Source organism: Asticcacaulis sp. MM231 (assembly GCF_964186625.1).
In the GTDB taxonomy this organism is placed as follows: domain Bacteria; phylum Pseudomonadota; class Alphaproteobacteria; order Caulobacterales; family Caulobacteraceae; genus Asticcacaulis.
In genome coordinates, this window is the sequence record NZ_OZ075108.1 from 73,904 (window position 1) to 89,394 (window position 15,491).

Genomic DNA, 15,491 nt, shown 5'->3' on the forward strand with positions numbered 1-15,491 from the left:
ACTAAACGCCGGTGAGGTCCACCACGATCCGGCGTTCGGCCAGGTGGACTTCCGGCACGTTTTCCATGGTGAACAAGAGGTAGAAGTTCGGTCCTTCGAGCGGGTGGATATCGAGCAGGTCGCCGGCGCCGAAATTGTCGACATTCATCACCCGGCCGATTTCCGCACCGGCCTGATCGAAGACCTTCATGCCGATCAGGTCGGTGATGTAATATTCGTCCTCGTCCGGCGCGGGCAGTTCAGCGCGATCGATATAGAGCTTGAGCCCCTTGATCTTATCGGCGGCGGTGCGATCGGGCACGCCTTCGGCCTTGACGATCAGCGCGCCCTTCTGTTCGCGCGCCTTGGTGATGACCAGGGCCGGTTCCCCCTTGTCATTGAGCAGGGGACTATATTCCAGCACGCTGAACGGATCGTCCATAAAGCTCAGCAGCTTGAATTCACCGTTAAGGCCGTTGGCGGCGCTTACTTGCGCAACGAAGATCAGGTCAGGTTTGGTCATATCCGTTCCTATATAGAAAAAGGGTCAGGACGCAAATCCTGACCCTTCAACATGTGTGCGAAAACGCGCGCCTTATTCCGAAGCGGGTTGCTCTTCGGCAGCGGCTTCAGCGGCCGGAGCCTCTTCAGCCGGGGCTTCTTCAGCCACAGGTGCGTTCTTGGCGGCTTCGGCTTCGGCCTTGGCGGCAGCCTTGGCTTCTTCAGCTTCAGCCTTGGCAGCGGCTTCGGCGTCGATACGGTCCTGTTCGCGCTGGGCGCGTTCAGCGGCGCGCTCTTGCGCCTTCTTGCCCGGAACAGCCTTTTGCGGGTTGTTGCCGTGTTCCCACTTCACGAGGCCTTCTTGGCTAAGGAAGCGCGCAACGCGGTCGGTAGGCTGGGCGCCCTTCTTGAGCCACTCGGCGATGCGCTCAACCTTGAGCGTAACGCGTTGAGCGTCCTTCGGCAGCATCGGGTTGTAGGTGCCGACCTTTTCGATGAACTTGCCGTCGCGGGCGGCGGTCGCATCAGCGATGACGATGGTGTAGTAAGGGCGCTTCTTGGAGCCACCGCGGGACAGACGAATCTTAAGCATTTCAGTATCCTAGAGTTAAAAGAGTTATTTCTTTGTGGGGTCGAACGGCTTTGCGCCCGGTAAACCGGGAAGGCCGCCGAACAGGCCCGATGGAGGAGTGGCGCCGGGAAGTTTCCCGCCGCCGAGAGATTTCAGTTTTTCGAGATCGAGCGCCGGGTTGAGGCCTGCCAGCGGATTACCACCGGGGCCGGCCTGCGGATTGGCACCCATCTTCTTAGCCAGTTCGGCCATGTTGGGCTGCGCGCCACCCGCCCCCATGCCAAACATTTTCGCCATCGCGCCCATCTGGCCACGGCCATTGGAACGCGACATCATCTTGAAGGTATCGGCCATCTGGCGATGCTGCTTCAGGAGGCGGTTGATTTCCTGGACCTCGACGCCCGAACCTGCGGCGATACGGCGCTTGCGCGAAGCGTTGAGCAGGTCCGGCTTCTTGCGCTCCAGCTTGGTCATCGAGGTGATGATGGCCACCTGGCGATCGAACACCTTGTCGTTCAGGTTCGATTCCTCGATCTGTTTCTTGACCTTCTGGACGCCCGGCAGCAGGCCCATAATGCCCGACATGCCACCCATCTTCTTCATCTGGCGCAACTGATCGGCCAGATCATCGAGATCGAACTGGCCCTTGGCCATCTTCTTCGCCATGGCCTCGGCCTTGGCGACGTCCAGTTCCTGCGACGCCTTTTCGACCAGCGCGACGACATCGCCCTGACCGAGGATACGGCCGGCGATACGGCGCGCGTCGAAGACATCGAGCGCATCAACCTTTTCGCCGGCGCCGAGATACTTGATTGGCAGGCCGGTGACGGCGCGCATCGACAGCATGGCACCGCCGCGACCATCGCCATCGGCGCGGGTCAGGATCAGGCCGGTGAGCGGCAGGCGCTCATGGAAGGCGCTGGCGGTGCGCACGGCGTCCTGTCCGGTGAGGCTGTCGGCGACGAGGAAGGTTTCGGTCGGCTTGGCGAGCCTGGCGATCTCGGCCGCTTCGTCCATCATCGCTTCATCGAGCGTGGTGCGGCCGGCGGTATCGAGGATCAGGACGTCGAAGCCCTGCAGCTTGGCCGATTGCAGCGCGCGGCGTGCGATCTCGACTGCGCTCTGGCCGGCAACAATCGGCAGGACGGCGACATCGACCTGTTCGCCGAGCAGCTTGAGCTGCTCCATGGCGGCCGGACGGCGCGTATCGAGCGAAGCCATCATGACCTTCTTGCGATCGAACTTGGTCAGGCGCAGGGCCAACTTGGCCGAGGTGGTGGTCTTGCCCGAGCCTTGCAGACCGGCCATCAGGATGACGACGGGCGGCACGGCGGCCAGATTGATCGGCTCCGGCTCTTCGCCGCCCAGCATCTCGATCAGGCCGTCATAGACGATCTTGACCACCTGGTCGGCGGGACGAACGGCCTTGATGACCGCTTCGCCGGTGGCCATTTCCTTGGCGCGCGTCATGAACTGGCGGACGACCGGCAGCGCCACGTCGGCTTCCAGCAGGGCGACGCGCACTTCGCGCAGGGCCTCGTCGACATCCTTTTCCGAAAGGACGCCGCGGCCGCTGAGGCGGTCAAACAAACCGGAAAGACGGTCGTTTAAGCTGTCGAACATGAACCAGAACCTTCATTAAGTCTGCGCATTTTCGGACCAAACCACAAAAACAAAAAACCCCCGAGGGCGCCACGCGCTGTCGGGGAGCCTTCTCATCCTCGTTATTCCTGGTCAGGAAAGGTCGTGATGGTGAAGGGTTTCATGATAGGGCGCGAAGAGGTGCGCGGATGTGAGCGGTTCTTTGACGGAAAAGCCCGTGAGAGTCAAGCCTGTGGGCGATTGGGTTGCCGAAGTAAGGAAAAGGGAGTCCACAAATAAGACAGATAGTCTGACGCAGATGGAAACCAGACGCAAAAATTAGCAGCTTGACTGAGCGCCACCGGCGGGCGTTTGCCTTTGATCAAGTATGACTTACCACCCGCGCTGATCATCTGCGCTTATCTGTAGATCCCCTTAAACCTTTGATTTTCCGCGCGCTTATAAATATCCGTTGAAAGGCAACGTAACCAGCGCTTCGCGGCGCCAGGGGATATGCAGGGCCCGGACAGACTGCACCGCCGCCGCACTGAGTTTCCGGCGCAGATCCGGATTGGTCGCCAGATCACGCAGAACGGATGCCGCTGCAGGCGCGTCGGGTTCGGCCCACACCTGCGCCGGATCGCCCTTAACGAGGCTGTAGGCCCCTTCCGGATCATACACCGGCACCAGGGTTGAGGCCACGAGTTCTTGAATTTTCCGCCGTCATGAAATCGCTGTTGCCCGACCAGCCGGTGGCGATGACCGCCACGCCCGCCGCCATAGCCTCCGCCAGCGTCAGACCGAAGCCCTCAGCGCGATGCAGCGATATCAGCACATCGAAGGCACCGATAAAGGCCTCCATGTCGCGTTCATTGAGGCGCTCATTGGTCAGGCGGATGTCGTTGCGCGTCGAGACCAGGGCCAGCAGTTTGTCGGCCGAGCTGCGGTCACGACCGGGATCGCTGACCTTCAGGGTCAGGCGCGCCGTGGCTGATGGTTCGGGAAAGGCCTGCTGCCACGCTTCGAGCACACCCCACGGATTTTTGCGCACGGCCGACGACTTGGCGTCGAACAGGCTCAGCACTTCGCAGACCCCGTCCTGCAAACCAAACCTCTGCCGGGCCATCTCATGACGCATCGGCGGCGGCATGGGCACAGGATGCGGCATAATGCGCAGGCGCGGGATGAGATCGGCAAGGTTTGCTTCGGTGAAGGTGGCGATCATGGCCTCTTGCACAAAACGGCTCGGCACCCAGATTTCATGCAGATACTCGGCGGCGAAGATCCAGCTTGCCGGCGCCTTGGGCGTTTCCCATGCCCAATAGGCGATGCGGTAACGATCGGCCCAGGTGACGTAATCATGCGCCATCAGCGCGACCAGAACCTCGGGGGCATTGGCGTGGATATACCATACCCCGCCCTTGCCCGGCAAAGGGGCGCCGCCGAAGACAAACTGATCGAAACAGTCGCGCAGATCATCTTCGATGATATCGAAACCGCCGGCCTTGAAACCTTGCGCCGACAAACGGCCGCCCTGGGCGATTCCGGTGGTTTCATTGAAAAAAGCGGAGACGACGAAATCACCCGCCTTGGGCGCGCTGTCCGCAGCCCTGGTCCAGCCCGAGGATTTCAGGCGGGCGAGCGCATTGAGCCCACCATGGATAAGGGGCAGGCGATATTTTAAAGGGATGTGCCTCAGGCCCAGCATGACAAACGCTTCGCTATGGAGAAGAGGCTAAAAGCCTAACGGCTTTTAGGGTAAAAAGCTACAGCCCAAGCCACTTGCGGCGTTGCGACCAGTAGGATTGGAACTGATCAGCCTGGGAAGCGTCCTCGAAGGTGACCACCTTGATCTGGTGATCGCCCGTGGGATCAGAACGCACGGAGATGGAATCGGTATCGGCGATGGAGGCAGCTTCGACAAATTTGAAAAAGGCACCGAAGAAGGCGTCCTGCTCGGAATCGGTATTTAAATCAAACTCTAAACTGACCACGCCGGCACCTCATAAGTTACGCCTGTCACTTAAGCTAGGCATTCCGTCTTCGGAAATCGATGCAAGAACCCGGCCACAATGTCAGGTTTCTGCAAAAACTGTGCACTGCACAATGGGTATAATGAACCCCATTACGCCGCCAGAGTCAAAACCTATAAACACATTTTTAACCTGTAATGACCGTCTTGTGACCGCAAAGCCGCTAAAAACAAGGATGACAGCCTTGTCCCGGGTTGCGATCACAATTTTATAAAGACGGTTCGCGCGGCAACCGAAATCTATTCCGCCGCGCTGACGAGTTTGGCGTTCGGCAGAAGCAACTTCTTCACATTGCGCGCCGCCTGACGGATACGGTTCTCATTTTCGACCAATCCGAGACGGACATAGCCTTCGCCGTATTCACCGAATCCCAAACCGGGCGCCACGGCGACGTGGGCTTCCTCGATCAGCATCTTGGCGAATTCCATCGAGCCCATGTGCTCGAACTTCGGCGGGATCTTGGCCCAGGCGAACATCGAAGCCGGCGGCGCGGGGATATCCCAGCCGGCGCGCTTCATGGAATTGATCAGCACGTCACGACGCGACTTATAGGTGGCGCGGATCTCGGCGACATTGTCCTGAGGACCATTGAGCGCGGCGGCGGCCGCCACCTGGATCGGGGCGAACCCACCGTAATCGAGATAGGATTTGACGCGGGCCAGAGCCGCGCAGATCTGGGCATTGCCGACCACCATGCCGACGCGCCAACCGGCCATGGCATAGGTCTTTGACAGAGAATTGATCTCGACAGAGCGTTCGATGGCGCCCTCGACCTGAAGGATCGACGGCGGCGGGTTGTCCTCAAAATAGATTTCCGAATAGGCGATATCGCTGAGCACGATCAGGTCGTGCTTTTTGGCGATACGGATGACCTCCTTGTAGAAATCGAGATCCACCCATTGCGCCGTCGGGTTCGACGGGTAGGAGACGATCATCACCGAGGGCGTCGGCACCGAATGCTTGACGGCCTTTTCGATACCCGAAAGATATTGTTCGGGGGACAGCGCCGGCACATGACGAATAACACCACCGGCCATCAGGAAGCCGAAGGCGTGGATCGGATAGGCCGGATTGGGGCAGATCACCGTATCGCCCGGCGCCGTGATGGCCATGGCGAGGTTGGCGAAGCCTTCTTTGGAGCCCAGGGTGGCGACCACCTCGGTATCCGGATTGAGCTTGACGCCATAGCGGCGATCATAATAGCCCGCCATCGCCTTGCGCAGGCCCTGCACGCCTTTCGACACGCTGTAACCATGCGTTTTCGGCTTCTGCACCGTCTCGACCAGCTTGTCGACGATATGCTGCGCGGTGGGCATATCGGGATTGCCCATACCGAAATCGATGACATCCGTGCCCGCCGCTCGCAGACGCGCCTTCACCTTGTTGACTTCTTCGAAGACATAGGGAGGCAGGCGGCGGATACGGTAAAAGTCACGCATGACGGACAAGGGGCCTTATGACAGGAGGGATGGGAAGCGTCATATGGCGCATCACGTTTCGTTTGTCATCCCATCAGAGCCATTTTTTTCGGAATATTTTGCACAAATGTCGGAAAATTTCCCAACTTAAGCCATAAGCCTAGCCTATGGTTTCCTAGTACTAGCTTAAGGGCTTCGACACATAATATTAGAGCAAATAGACTTGCGTTGCGGCGCAATATGGGCTTCAAAAGGGGGTACGCAAAGCTTAACACAAACTCTAAAATACTGACATCTTACTGTTTTTAAATGGATTTTTAGCGTCGCGCTACCGCTTAAAACAAAGTGCACCTTGTCTTGATCAGACTAAATTTAGTCAGCATAGAGAGTATCGTTTTGACACAGGTGAGCTTGATTGTCAGCACACGTAACAGAGCAGAGCAGCTTAAGGCTTGCCTCACCTATGTGGCTGCAATCCAGACAAGTCTTTCCTGGGAAGTGATCCTCGTAGACAACAATTCAAACGATAATACCCAGGATATCATCGCTGATTTTATCCAAGCGCAGCCAGCACTTACCATACGCTCTCTGGTATGTACGCAGGTAGGCGGGGCCAACGGCCATAATATGGCTGTTCGCGAAGCGCAGAGCGATATCTTCTCGTTTGTGGACGATGATTGCTATGTCAGCCCCTCTCATATTGATGACGTAGCCGCCATTTTCTCCGATCCTGAGATTCAGTTCGCGGGTGGCGGCATCATCCTGCACGATGAGACCGATGACCGCCTGACCACTAACTACGAGACCAATGCCGTTCCCTTCGCACCACGCAAATTCATCGAAGCTGGCTATGTCCAGGGTGCCAATCTTATGTTCCGCAAAAAGCCCTTCATGGAACTGGGCGGCTTTGACCCTCTCTTCGGCGCAGGCGGCACCTTCTCGGGCGCGGATAGCGAACTGGCCAACCGGTTCAGCAAGGGCGGATTCAAGGGCGGATTTATCCGCCACCCCCATGGCCGCAAGCCGGGCACAACGCAAAAGCTGGTCAATTTCTATGATTACGGCATGGGCGCGATCCTGATGAAGAATATAGACATGACAACACACGGTCTGCATTGCGCGATACGCATCGTGCGCGAGATCGCCTTCTCGATCCTCAAGAAGCGCGACATTACGCGCGCTCGCCAGATCATCAGAGGAGCACGTCATTACCACTCCCGCCGGGCGAAGTGAAGCCTTGCCCGCCAGATAAAGAGACCGCCAAGCGACGCTAATCGCCTTCGCAAACTGTCACGCCGCTTTTTATGCCCCCCTATGCCGAACGCTCTTGCGTGAGATAGCGCCGCATGGCGTACATCTGCGTACGCAAAACCTCCGGCAGCACGTAATCGCTGCGCATCACCAACGCCACCAAAGGGTCGCTAAGCAGATCATCCAACCTCAGTTCAGTCCAGGTCAGAGGCTTCATCATGTCCCTCCTTTAAAGACGTAAATGTATTTGCCTGCGACTGACAATAGTGTTAATGCGAATTATTCGCAATACATTTCGTCTCCCATAGCGGACTTTCTCATGACAGCCGACACACGCCATACCGATCTGCGCCAGCTTCGCTATGTCGAGCATTTCATCGTCTGGCTGTTTCGCACCTCTGTGTCATGCTCTCCCGGCTGCCGCATGATTCACCGCGAATTCAAACACGCTTTCGGCACGCGCGTGGAGGAAGCAGCGATTATATTCGAGCAGGTGCTGCTGAGCCTGTCAAAAGGCGGGAGAGCGATCACCATGGGGCGTCCCGGTCATATTGAGCTGACCCATGATGAGCAAAGTCTGCTGGCGCTTTTCGCTGCGGCACAGGCACAGGATGAGGTCCGCTTCCGCGCGCACGCCTGCTGGCTCATGGGCCATGGTCGCGTTAAAGGGCTTTACGACCATGCCAGCGCCCTCGGCAGTATCCTGCGCGAACGCGGTCTGGAATTCCGAACCGTCATAAGGGAGACCGATATCGTGGCGCGCGCGATGCCGATTAGCAGCGACCGCGTCCGCGCTCTACCGTCTTAACCGATCTTCGCCAGGACCTCATCGACGGTTACGCTGAAATTCTGCCGCTCGGCCTCATCCGACCCCAGAACATAGTCATAGGCCCAGCCGTTTTGCGATGCCATGTGGAGATAGGTTGTCTTGCGCGCGTCATTCGGGAAGATCTCAACGATGGCGCCGCCCTCGCCCCACATCAGATTGGTCAGGCCGGCGCCATGCACCGAAACGATCTGGCCGGCGCGCTGGAAAAGCGCGATCTGCTCCAGGGGGAGTGACCATTCCAGCTCCCAGGCTGCGAAGCCTCTGGCCGCAAGCGCCGCCTGAAGTTCCGACTGATTGAGCAAATTGCGCAGACGGGTTTTGGAACGGGGAATAAACACCTTGTCCGGCACCTTGATATGGGCGGTCTTACGCGCGATAGCCTCGGATAACAGCCGCAGTTCGTCGCGGAAGGCATAGGCGTGTTCGGTGTGACGGGCTTTCGACTTGGCCCACAGATAGCGCGCGGCCATCACCGTATCACCATCGCCGACCTTCATCAGCCGCGCATCGATACCTTGCTCGCGCAGGGTTCCGATCAGGACATCGAGCATCGGATAGTCATGGTTGACCACGAAGGTAACCGGGCCAGAAAGACGATCAGGGTGACGCAGCAAGGCCGCCATGACCGGCATCACATAATCGACCATCAGGTGGTAATAGTTCTTGATTCGTGGAATCGCAGTCACCAGCCCCGCCACGGGCACCGGCGGCTTGAAAGACAGCGACGGATAGGTGATGCCCCAGGGAATACTGTCGTCATTGTCACTGACAATTCGCCCGGTCTCGCTGCGGATCGGAAACAGGGTATGACCCACCAGGCGGACGTTTTCAAGGATCGCCGTGTCGAGCATGATAGCATCTGCCGCCATGCCTGGATTGTAGCTCTCGACATTGTTGACCATCAAGGCCTTGAAGGCCGGCGCATAGGCGGGCTGATCGAGTCGCATCGGCCGGCCTGTATGCTCAAAGCTTTGCCCGGGCGGCAGGGTTTCGGTCAGGGAGTAATAGCGGATAGCGCGCGTCAAAGCCGGCGCTCTGGCTTCAAGCCCGCCGAAAATCTTTCCGAGGCCAGGCTTGATATCCAAAGCCTGCTTCCATTCGGCACGCCCTCTGGCCATGAACCGTTAACTCCACTTCGTGGGGCTGAGTACATCGACTTCAGGCATAATTCAAGGCATCGTAGCCTATAGGCTGCAAGGCTTTCCTATTCTACCGTCACCGACTTGGCGAGATTGCGCGGCTGGTCGACATCAGTTCCCTTATGGACGGCGGTATGATAGGCCAGTAGCTGGATCGGCACGGAATAAACCAGAGCGGCAATAAACGGATCACAGTCGGGCGCCTTGATCACTTTCAGCGACTTGGCCGCATCGCCGGACAGGGCCGGCACCTTGTTCGGGACATTGGTGATGATGATGACACGGCCACCGCGCGCCGCCACCTCCTGCACATTGGAGGCCGTCTTTTCGAACAGGTCGTCATCGGGGGCGATGACCACCACCGGCGTCTTTTCGTCGATCAGGGCGATGGGGCCATGCTTCAGTTCACCGGCGGCATAGCCCTCGGCGTGAATATAGCTGATCTCCTTGAGCTTAAGCGCGCCTTCGAGCGCCAGCGGGTACATATCGCCGCGGCCGAGATAGATGACATCGCGCGCCTTCGACAGCTCATAGGTCATACGCACGATGTCGGCGTTCATGCCCAGGGCCTCGGCGATCAGGCCCGGCGATTCAAGCAGTGTCTGGACGTAATGGGCTTCCTGCGCCTGCGTAATTCGACCGCGCTGGGCGGCCGCGCAAACAACCAGTGACAGCAAAGCCGAAAGCTGGGCGGTGAAGGCCTTGGTCGAGGCGACGCCGATTTCCGGACCGGCATGGGTGGGCCACAGAAGATCGGCATCGCGCGCCATGGTCGAGCTGTGAACATTGACCACGGCGGCGGTCATCAGGCCCTGATCCTTGCACCAGCGCAGGGCCGCCAGGGTATCGGCGGTTTCGCCCGATTGCGACACGGCGATGGCCAGCGTGCCTGGCGTCATGGCCGGGGTGCGATAGCGGAATTCTGACGCGACCTCGACATCGACCGGCAGGCCGGCGATCTTCTCAAAGACATAGCGGGCGATCGAGCCGGCATAGTAGGCGGTGCCGCAGGCGATGATCTGGAGACGGGTGATTTTGGAAAAATCGATGCTGGCCTTAATATCGGCGCGCACCGATTGCGCTACCGGATCGAGATAGGCAGAAAACGTGCGCTGGCAGCTTTCCGGCTGCTCGTGCACTTCCTTTTCCATGAAGTGACGGAAAGACCCCTTTTCGACGAGTGCGGCGGAAGCCGAGACCGTAACGATGGGGCGATTGACCAGAAAACCGCCGGCATCGCGCACCTCGGCCAACTCCTTGTGCAGGATCACCCAGTCGCCTTCTTCAAGATAGGTGACGCGCTGGGTGAACGGCCCGACCGCCAAGGCATCGGAACCGAGATACATTTCATCGTCACCCCAGCCGATGACGAGCGGCGATCCACGACGGGCGCCGAGCAGGGTGTCAGATTCGCCGCTGACCAGCACCGCCAGGGCATAGGCGCCGTGAAGCTGATCGAGCACCGACTTGAAGGCGTCCTTGACCTTAAGGCCGGATTGCAGGGCCCCATCAAGCAGATGGGCGATGACTTCAGTATCGGTATCGGATGCAAACACCTGCCCCTGCGCTTTCAGGGCGGCCTTCAGTTCGGCATAGTTCTCGATGATGCCGTTATGGACGAGCGTCACCATGCCGTAGCTGTGCGGATGGGCGTTGGCGACGGTCGGCGCCCCATGGGTGGCCCAGCGCGTGTGGCCGATGCCGGTCGTGCCCGTAATCGGCTGCTCGGCGATGACCGCTTCGAGATTGCGGATCTTGCCGGCGGCGCGGCGGCGCTCAGGCCCTGCCTCGGTCTGTACGGCGATGCCGGCGGAGTCGTAACCGCGATACTCAAGGCGCCGCAAGGATTCCAACAGACGCGGGGCGACAGGTTTGCGGCCGATAATACCGATGATTCCGCACATGAGACAGGTTCCTTTTCGCCAGCTTCGGCAATTTGCGATCTTGAAATAGCACATTTGAAAATGAATTGCTATAAAATGGCATTACTAAACATTGCCGTCAGACGCACCAAATTCGCCATAAAGCGGTCATTAACCCATCATATTTACACTTTGCGCACCAAATGATGCAAAATTCTAACGGTGATAGATGATTGCCAAGCGTATTGTGCAATAAATTAATTGCAAAATATACTTCACCGGCCTATGGAAAACGTGACAGAGCTAAAAAGGAGCGGATATGAGCGAGAGCAAATGGGAGAAACTGCAGAGCGCGGTCAACGCCTCAGGCATTTCGATCAAGGACGTGGCGGAGGCCGCCTCCATCGCCCAGAGCAGCATTTTCCGCGCCATGAACGGCTCCACCAAGGCGCCGCGCCCGGAAACCGTCGATAAGCTGGAAGCCGCCTTTATCGCCCTCGTCACGCAAAAGATCGCCGACTACCGTCAGGCCATGTCGCTTTACGGCTACAACCCTATCCGCAACCGCAACGAAGAGATGGCCACCCACATGTCCGCCATGACCCAGACCCGCAAATATTTCGGCACCGACGGCATCCGCGGTCAGGCCAACACCTTCCCGATGACCGCCGAGGTCGCCTATCGCGTCGGCATGGCCGCCGGCAAGATGTTCATGTCGGACAGTGACCGCCGCCATCTGGTCGTCATCGGCAAGGACACCCGCCTGTCGGGCTATATGATCGAACCGGCTCTGGTGGCCGGCTTCACGAGCGTGGGCATGGATGTGCGCCTGTTTGGCCCGCTGCCAACACCCGGCGTCGCGATGATGACCCGCTCGATGCGCGCCGACCTCGGCGTGATGATCTCGGCCTCGCATAACGCCTTCGCCGACAATGGCATTAAACTCTTCGGCCCCGATGGCTACAAGCTCTCCGATGACGTCGAACTGGCCATCGAAGCCCGCATGGACGGCAATATCCTGTCCGGTGTCGCCGATCCGGCCAAGCTCGGCCGCGTTCAGCGTGTCGATGACGCCCAGTGGCGCTATGTCGAAATCACCAAGGCCACCTTCCCCCGTCACCTGACCCTGAACGGCCTGCGCATCGTGCTCGATTGCGCCAATGGCGCCGCCTACAAGGTGGCTCCGCTGGCCCTATACGAACTGGGCGCCGAGGTCTTCCCGATCGGCGTCACGCCCGATGGCATCAATATCAATGAAAAGTGCGGCTCCACCCAGCCCGCCGCCATGGCGCAGAAGGTGAAGGAACTGCGCGCAGACATCGGCATCGCGCTCGATGGCGACGCTGACCGCCTGGTGATCTGCGACGAAAACGGCACCATTGTCGACGGCGACCAGATCATGGCCATCATCGCCGGTAACTGGGCAAAGAAGGGCCTGCTCAAGGGCGGCGGCCTCGTCGCCACCGTCATGTCGAACCTCGGCCTCGAGCGCTTCATGGACAAGCAGGGCCTCAAGCTGGAACGCGCCAAGGTGGGCGATCGCTATGTCATGGAAAAGATGCGCGAAGGCGGCTTCAATCTCGGCGGCGAACAATCCGGTCACGTCATCCTCCACGATCACGCCACCACCGGCGACGGCCTGATGGCGGCCCTGCAGGTGCTGGCCGTGCTGGTCGAGCAGCAAAAGCCGATGAGCGAACTCGGCAAGCAGTTCGACACCGTGCCGCAACTTCTGAAAAATGTGAAATATACCGGCGCCAACCCGATGGAACTGGACAGCGTCAAACAGGCGATCAAGGCCGGCGAAGAGGCCCTGAAAGGCACCGGCCGCGTGCTGGTGCGCCCCTCCGGCACCGAACCGCTTATCCGCGTCATGGCGGAAGGCGATGACGCGGATCAGGTCAAGTCGGTGGTCAATTCGATCATCGACGCTATCAAAGGATAAGTCGCAGGGACAAGTCCCTGCACCCATAACTCGACGGTGCTGAATGATTGCCAATACTATAGATCATCGTGTGCGGAAATATCGCTAGAAACGCGTACAAGCAATTATAGAAGCCATATGGCATGACAATGCTTTTAAGGATTCTGATCAGGCAGAAATAGGCAACGAAGAAGCAGCCTCTTATGTCCTATTTGATAAGCGTGATGGCATATCCATTTCCGAAGCCATTAATTGGGCCCATCAGCAAGATTGCCCCATTACGCTCTACCTTTATGAAGAAGGCACAAATTAAGTCTGCCTTCTAAAGGTAGCTCAGCCACCACTTCCGGTGACGCATCCGGTAACGAGCATAGGCGTTCGATATCGGATAGAGCAGCACCAGAATGGCCAGCCAGACGCCATAGACCGCCGGCAGGGTCAGGCCATAGGCATCAGCGGCCAGGCGCGACGGATCACCGAGGAAATTGGTGAAATGCGCCGGCGGTATGCCTTGCGCCAGCCCGACCAGAATGGCTGCCACATGCACCATATAGATGTGCACCAGATAGGTCAGGAAGGGCGTGCGCCCGAAGGCCAGCAGCGGTGCCTGAAACAGCTTCGGGAGATGCGTCAGGGCCAGCAGAAGACACATGGCCAAGGCTAGCATGATCAGGGTGTAATCGAGCGACGGCGGATATTTCGAGACCTTCAGAATATCCATCAGCATCAGGCCGGGATTGGCCTGCCATGCCCAGGGTTGCGGATCGCCATAGAGATTGGGCAGGCGCAGGATCAGGAACAGCAGGATCAGACCGGCAGCCAGCAGGGTGATGGCACGACGACGCGCCAGGTCTTCCATGGCGAAGATCGGCCCCAATCCGTAGCCCAGGCACATGATTCCAAACCACGGAATGACCGGATAGACGCTCATGCCCGGCACGGCGCCGAGCCCGCCCGGCTGCATCCCCAACCGCCACAGAATCTGGCCGGTCGCGGTCAGGCTGTCCATGCTGACGCCGGCCAGCAGGCCATGTCCGGCCACGATCACGATGCCCAGCAGCAGGATAAGGCGCGATGGCAGCCACACCAGTGCGGCCAGCGCTATCATGCTCACCCCCATGGAGAAAATGATCTGCAGGAAAAAGAACGGCACGGCGAAATTGAAACCGAAGCTGATCAGACTGACTTCGAGCACCACCAGCCACAGCCCGCGCGTCAGCAGAAAGCGCGACAGTTGCCAGCCGGTCTTGCCGCGCGCCGCCTGCAGAAAGATTGAAACGCCCGCCAGAAAGGTGAAGGTCGGGGCGCACAGATGGGTGATCCAGCGCGTGAAAAAGAGGAGCGGTGTCGTCTTGTCGAGATCGAGCGGATCGAAGGCCAGCGCGCCCTGATGCATGTAATCGCGAGTGTGATCGAGCACCATCAGCACGATCACCAATCCGCGCAAAAGGTCGATCATATCGAGCCTTCGCGCCACCTCGGTCCGGATCGGCCCTGTAGCGGTGTCGGTTTGCTGGTCTTCGCTCATCACGGCATCCCCCATCGGATAACGCGGTCACTTTATCGCAAAGGTTAATCTTGGCAAGCCGGCACAAAAAAAGCCCTCTCCGCGGTGGGAGAGGGCTTTTTTCAGGTCAGTCCCGTTCGATCTTACAGGATCGACTGGCCGGTCTTGGCCCAGTCGACCAGGAAGGTCTCTAAGCCCTTGTCGGTCAGTTGGTGCTTGAACATGTCCTTAAAGGTCTGCGGCGGCAGGGTGGCGCAATCGGCGCCGGCCAGGGCGGCTTCGGCGACGTGGCCCGGATGACGCAGGCTGGCCGCCAGGATTTCGGTGTCGAAATCGTAATTGTCGTAGAGGGTGCGGATATTGTGGATCAGCTCCATGCCATCGGCGCCGATATCATCGAGACGACCGACGAAGGGCGACACGAAGGTGGCGCCGGCCTTGGCGGCCAGCAGGGCCTGCGATACCGAGAAGCACAGCGTGACGTTGGTCATCAGGCCTTGCGACGAAAATTCCTTGGTCGCCTTGAGGCCTTCGAGCGTCAGCGGCACCTTGACGACCACGTTGGTGGCGATCTTGGCGAGCTTCTCGCCTTCCAGGATCATCGTCTTGGCGTCGGTCGCGGCCACTTCGGCTGAGATCGGGCCTTCGCACATGTCGCAGATTTCCTTGATCACGTCGAACATGTTGCGGCCGGACTTGGCGATGATGGTCGGGTTGGTGGTGACGCCGTCGATCAGGCCGGTTTCAAGCAGTTCGGCAAGGATCTTGGTGTCGGCGGTATCAGCAAAAAGCAGCATTGTGGGGTTCCTGTAAGGTTGCACGGAGGGCCAGCTACGAGGAATAGCTTCCAACCGGCGCGAATTTGTGGTTATGGAGGCTTAAGCCATCATCCCCCC

General features: G+C 58.9%; 15 protein-coding genes. 3 read left to right on the forward strand and 12 right to left on the reverse strand.

Going from position 1 to position 15,491, the window contains the following annotated elements:
• Position 1: 1 nt before the first annotated feature.
• The 7 genes from rimM to ABQ278_RS00355 form a co-directional block, all read right to left on the reverse strand.
• Positions 2–502, reverse strand: a complete 501-nt coding sequence (rimM, locus tag ABQ278_RS00325) for a ribosome maturation factor RimM (RefSeq protein ID WP_349320692.1) — start codon at positions 500–502, stop codon at positions 2–4.
• 72 nt (positions 503–574) lie between these two features.
• Positions 575–1,072, reverse strand: coding sequence for a 30S ribosomal protein S16 (gene rpsP / locus ABQ278_RS00330; RefSeq protein ID WP_018080604.1), 498 nt, complete (start codon positions 1,070–1,072; stop codon positions 575–577).
• Positions 1,073–1,096: 24 nt separating this feature from the next.
• A complete protein-coding gene (gene ffh / locus ABQ278_RS00335; protein ID WP_349320693.1) occupies positions 1,097–2,674 on the reverse strand; it encodes a signal recognition particle protein in 1,578 nt (525 codons plus the stop codon).
• A gap of 417 nt (positions 2,675–3,091) precedes the next feature.
• A complete protein-coding gene (locus tag ABQ278_RS00340; protein WP_349320694.1) occupies positions 3,092–3,334 on the reverse strand; it encodes a hypothetical protein in 243 nt (80 codons plus the stop codon).
• A complete protein-coding gene (locus ABQ278_RS00345; protein ID WP_349320695.1) occupies positions 3,306–4,340 on the reverse strand; it encodes a glycosyltransferase in 1,035 nt (344 codons plus the stop codon). Before ABQ278_RS00345 ends, ABQ278_RS00340 begins: the two co-directional genes overlap by 29 nt.
• A 58-nt stretch (positions 4,341–4,398) precedes the next feature.
• Entirely contained in the window at positions 4,399–4,626 is a 228-nt protein-coding gene (locus ABQ278_RS00350) for a hypothetical protein (RefSeq protein ID WP_349320696.1), read from the reverse strand.
• Positions 4,627–4,904: 278 nt separating this feature from the next.
• A complete protein-coding gene (locus ABQ278_RS00355; protein WP_349322184.1) occupies positions 4,905–6,104 on the reverse strand; it encodes an LL-diaminopimelate aminotransferase in 1,200 nt (399 codons plus the stop codon).
• Positions 6,105–6,488: 384 nt separating this feature from the next.
• Here ABQ278_RS00355 and ABQ278_RS00360 point away from each other — a divergent pair, with 384 nt between their 5' ends.
• A complete protein-coding gene (locus ABQ278_RS00360) occupies positions 6,489–7,316 on the forward strand; it encodes a glycosyltransferase family 2 protein (RefSeq protein WP_349322185.1) in 828 nt (275 codons plus the stop codon).
• A gap of 79 nt (positions 7,317–7,395) precedes the next feature.
• Here ABQ278_RS00360 and ABQ278_RS00365 read toward each other — a convergent pair whose 3' ends face one another.
• A complete protein-coding gene (locus ABQ278_RS00365; protein ID WP_349320697.1) occupies positions 7,396–7,554 on the reverse strand; it encodes a hypothetical protein in 159 nt (52 codons plus the stop codon).
• Positions 7,555–7,653: 99 nt separating this feature from the next.
• Between ABQ278_RS00365 and ABQ278_RS00370 the strand changes: the two genes are divergently transcribed.
• Positions 7,654–8,142, forward strand: a complete 489-nt coding sequence (locus ABQ278_RS00370) for a hypothetical protein (RefSeq protein WP_349320698.1) — start codon at positions 7,654–7,656, stop codon at positions 8,140–8,142.
• On the opposite strand, the gene ABQ278_RS00375 is transcribed toward ABQ278_RS00370, so the two are convergent.
• Both ABQ278_RS00375 and glmS read right to left on the reverse strand, forming a co-directional pair.
• Positions 8,139–9,281: a glycosyltransferase family 61 protein gene (locus ABQ278_RS00375; RefSeq protein ID WP_349320699.1), complete on the reverse strand. Its 1,143-nt coding sequence runs from the start codon at positions 9,279–9,281 to the stop codon at positions 8,139–8,141. The two genes, ABQ278_RS00370 and ABQ278_RS00375, sit on opposite strands and share 4 nt — an antisense overlap.
• Positions 9,282–9,367: 86 nt before the next feature.
• Positions 9,368–11,206 (reverse strand): glutamine--fructose-6-phosphate transaminase (isomerizing), encoded by a 1,839-nt coding sequence (gene glmS, locus ABQ278_RS00380; RefSeq protein ID WP_349320700.1) that lies wholly within the window; start codon positions 11,204–11,206, stop codon positions 9,368–9,370.
• 277 nt (positions 11,207–11,483) lie between these two features.
• Between glmS and glmM the strand changes: the two genes are divergently transcribed.
• Positions 11,484–13,109, forward strand: coding sequence for a phosphoglucosamine mutase (glmM, locus tag ABQ278_RS00385; protein ID WP_349320701.1), 1,626 nt, complete (start codon positions 11,484–11,486; stop codon positions 13,107–13,109).
• 301 nt (positions 13,110–13,410) lie between these two features.
• Here glmM and ABQ278_RS00390 read toward each other — a convergent pair whose 3' ends face one another.
• Both ABQ278_RS00390 and fsa read right to left on the reverse strand, forming a co-directional pair.
• Entirely contained in the window at positions 13,411–14,616 is a 1,206-nt protein-coding gene (locus tag ABQ278_RS00390) for a heparan-alpha-glucosaminide N-acetyltransferase domain-containing protein (protein WP_349320702.1), read from the reverse strand.
• Between the two features lie 122 nt (positions 14,617–14,738).
• The gene (gene fsa / locus ABQ278_RS00395; protein ID WP_349320703.1) at positions 14,739–15,392 is read right to left on the reverse strand and encodes a fructose-6-phosphate aldolase; all 654 of its coding nucleotides are present in this window, start codon (positions 15,390–15,392) and stop codon (positions 14,739–14,741) included.
• Between the last annotated feature and the right edge of the window lie 99 nt (positions 15,393–15,491).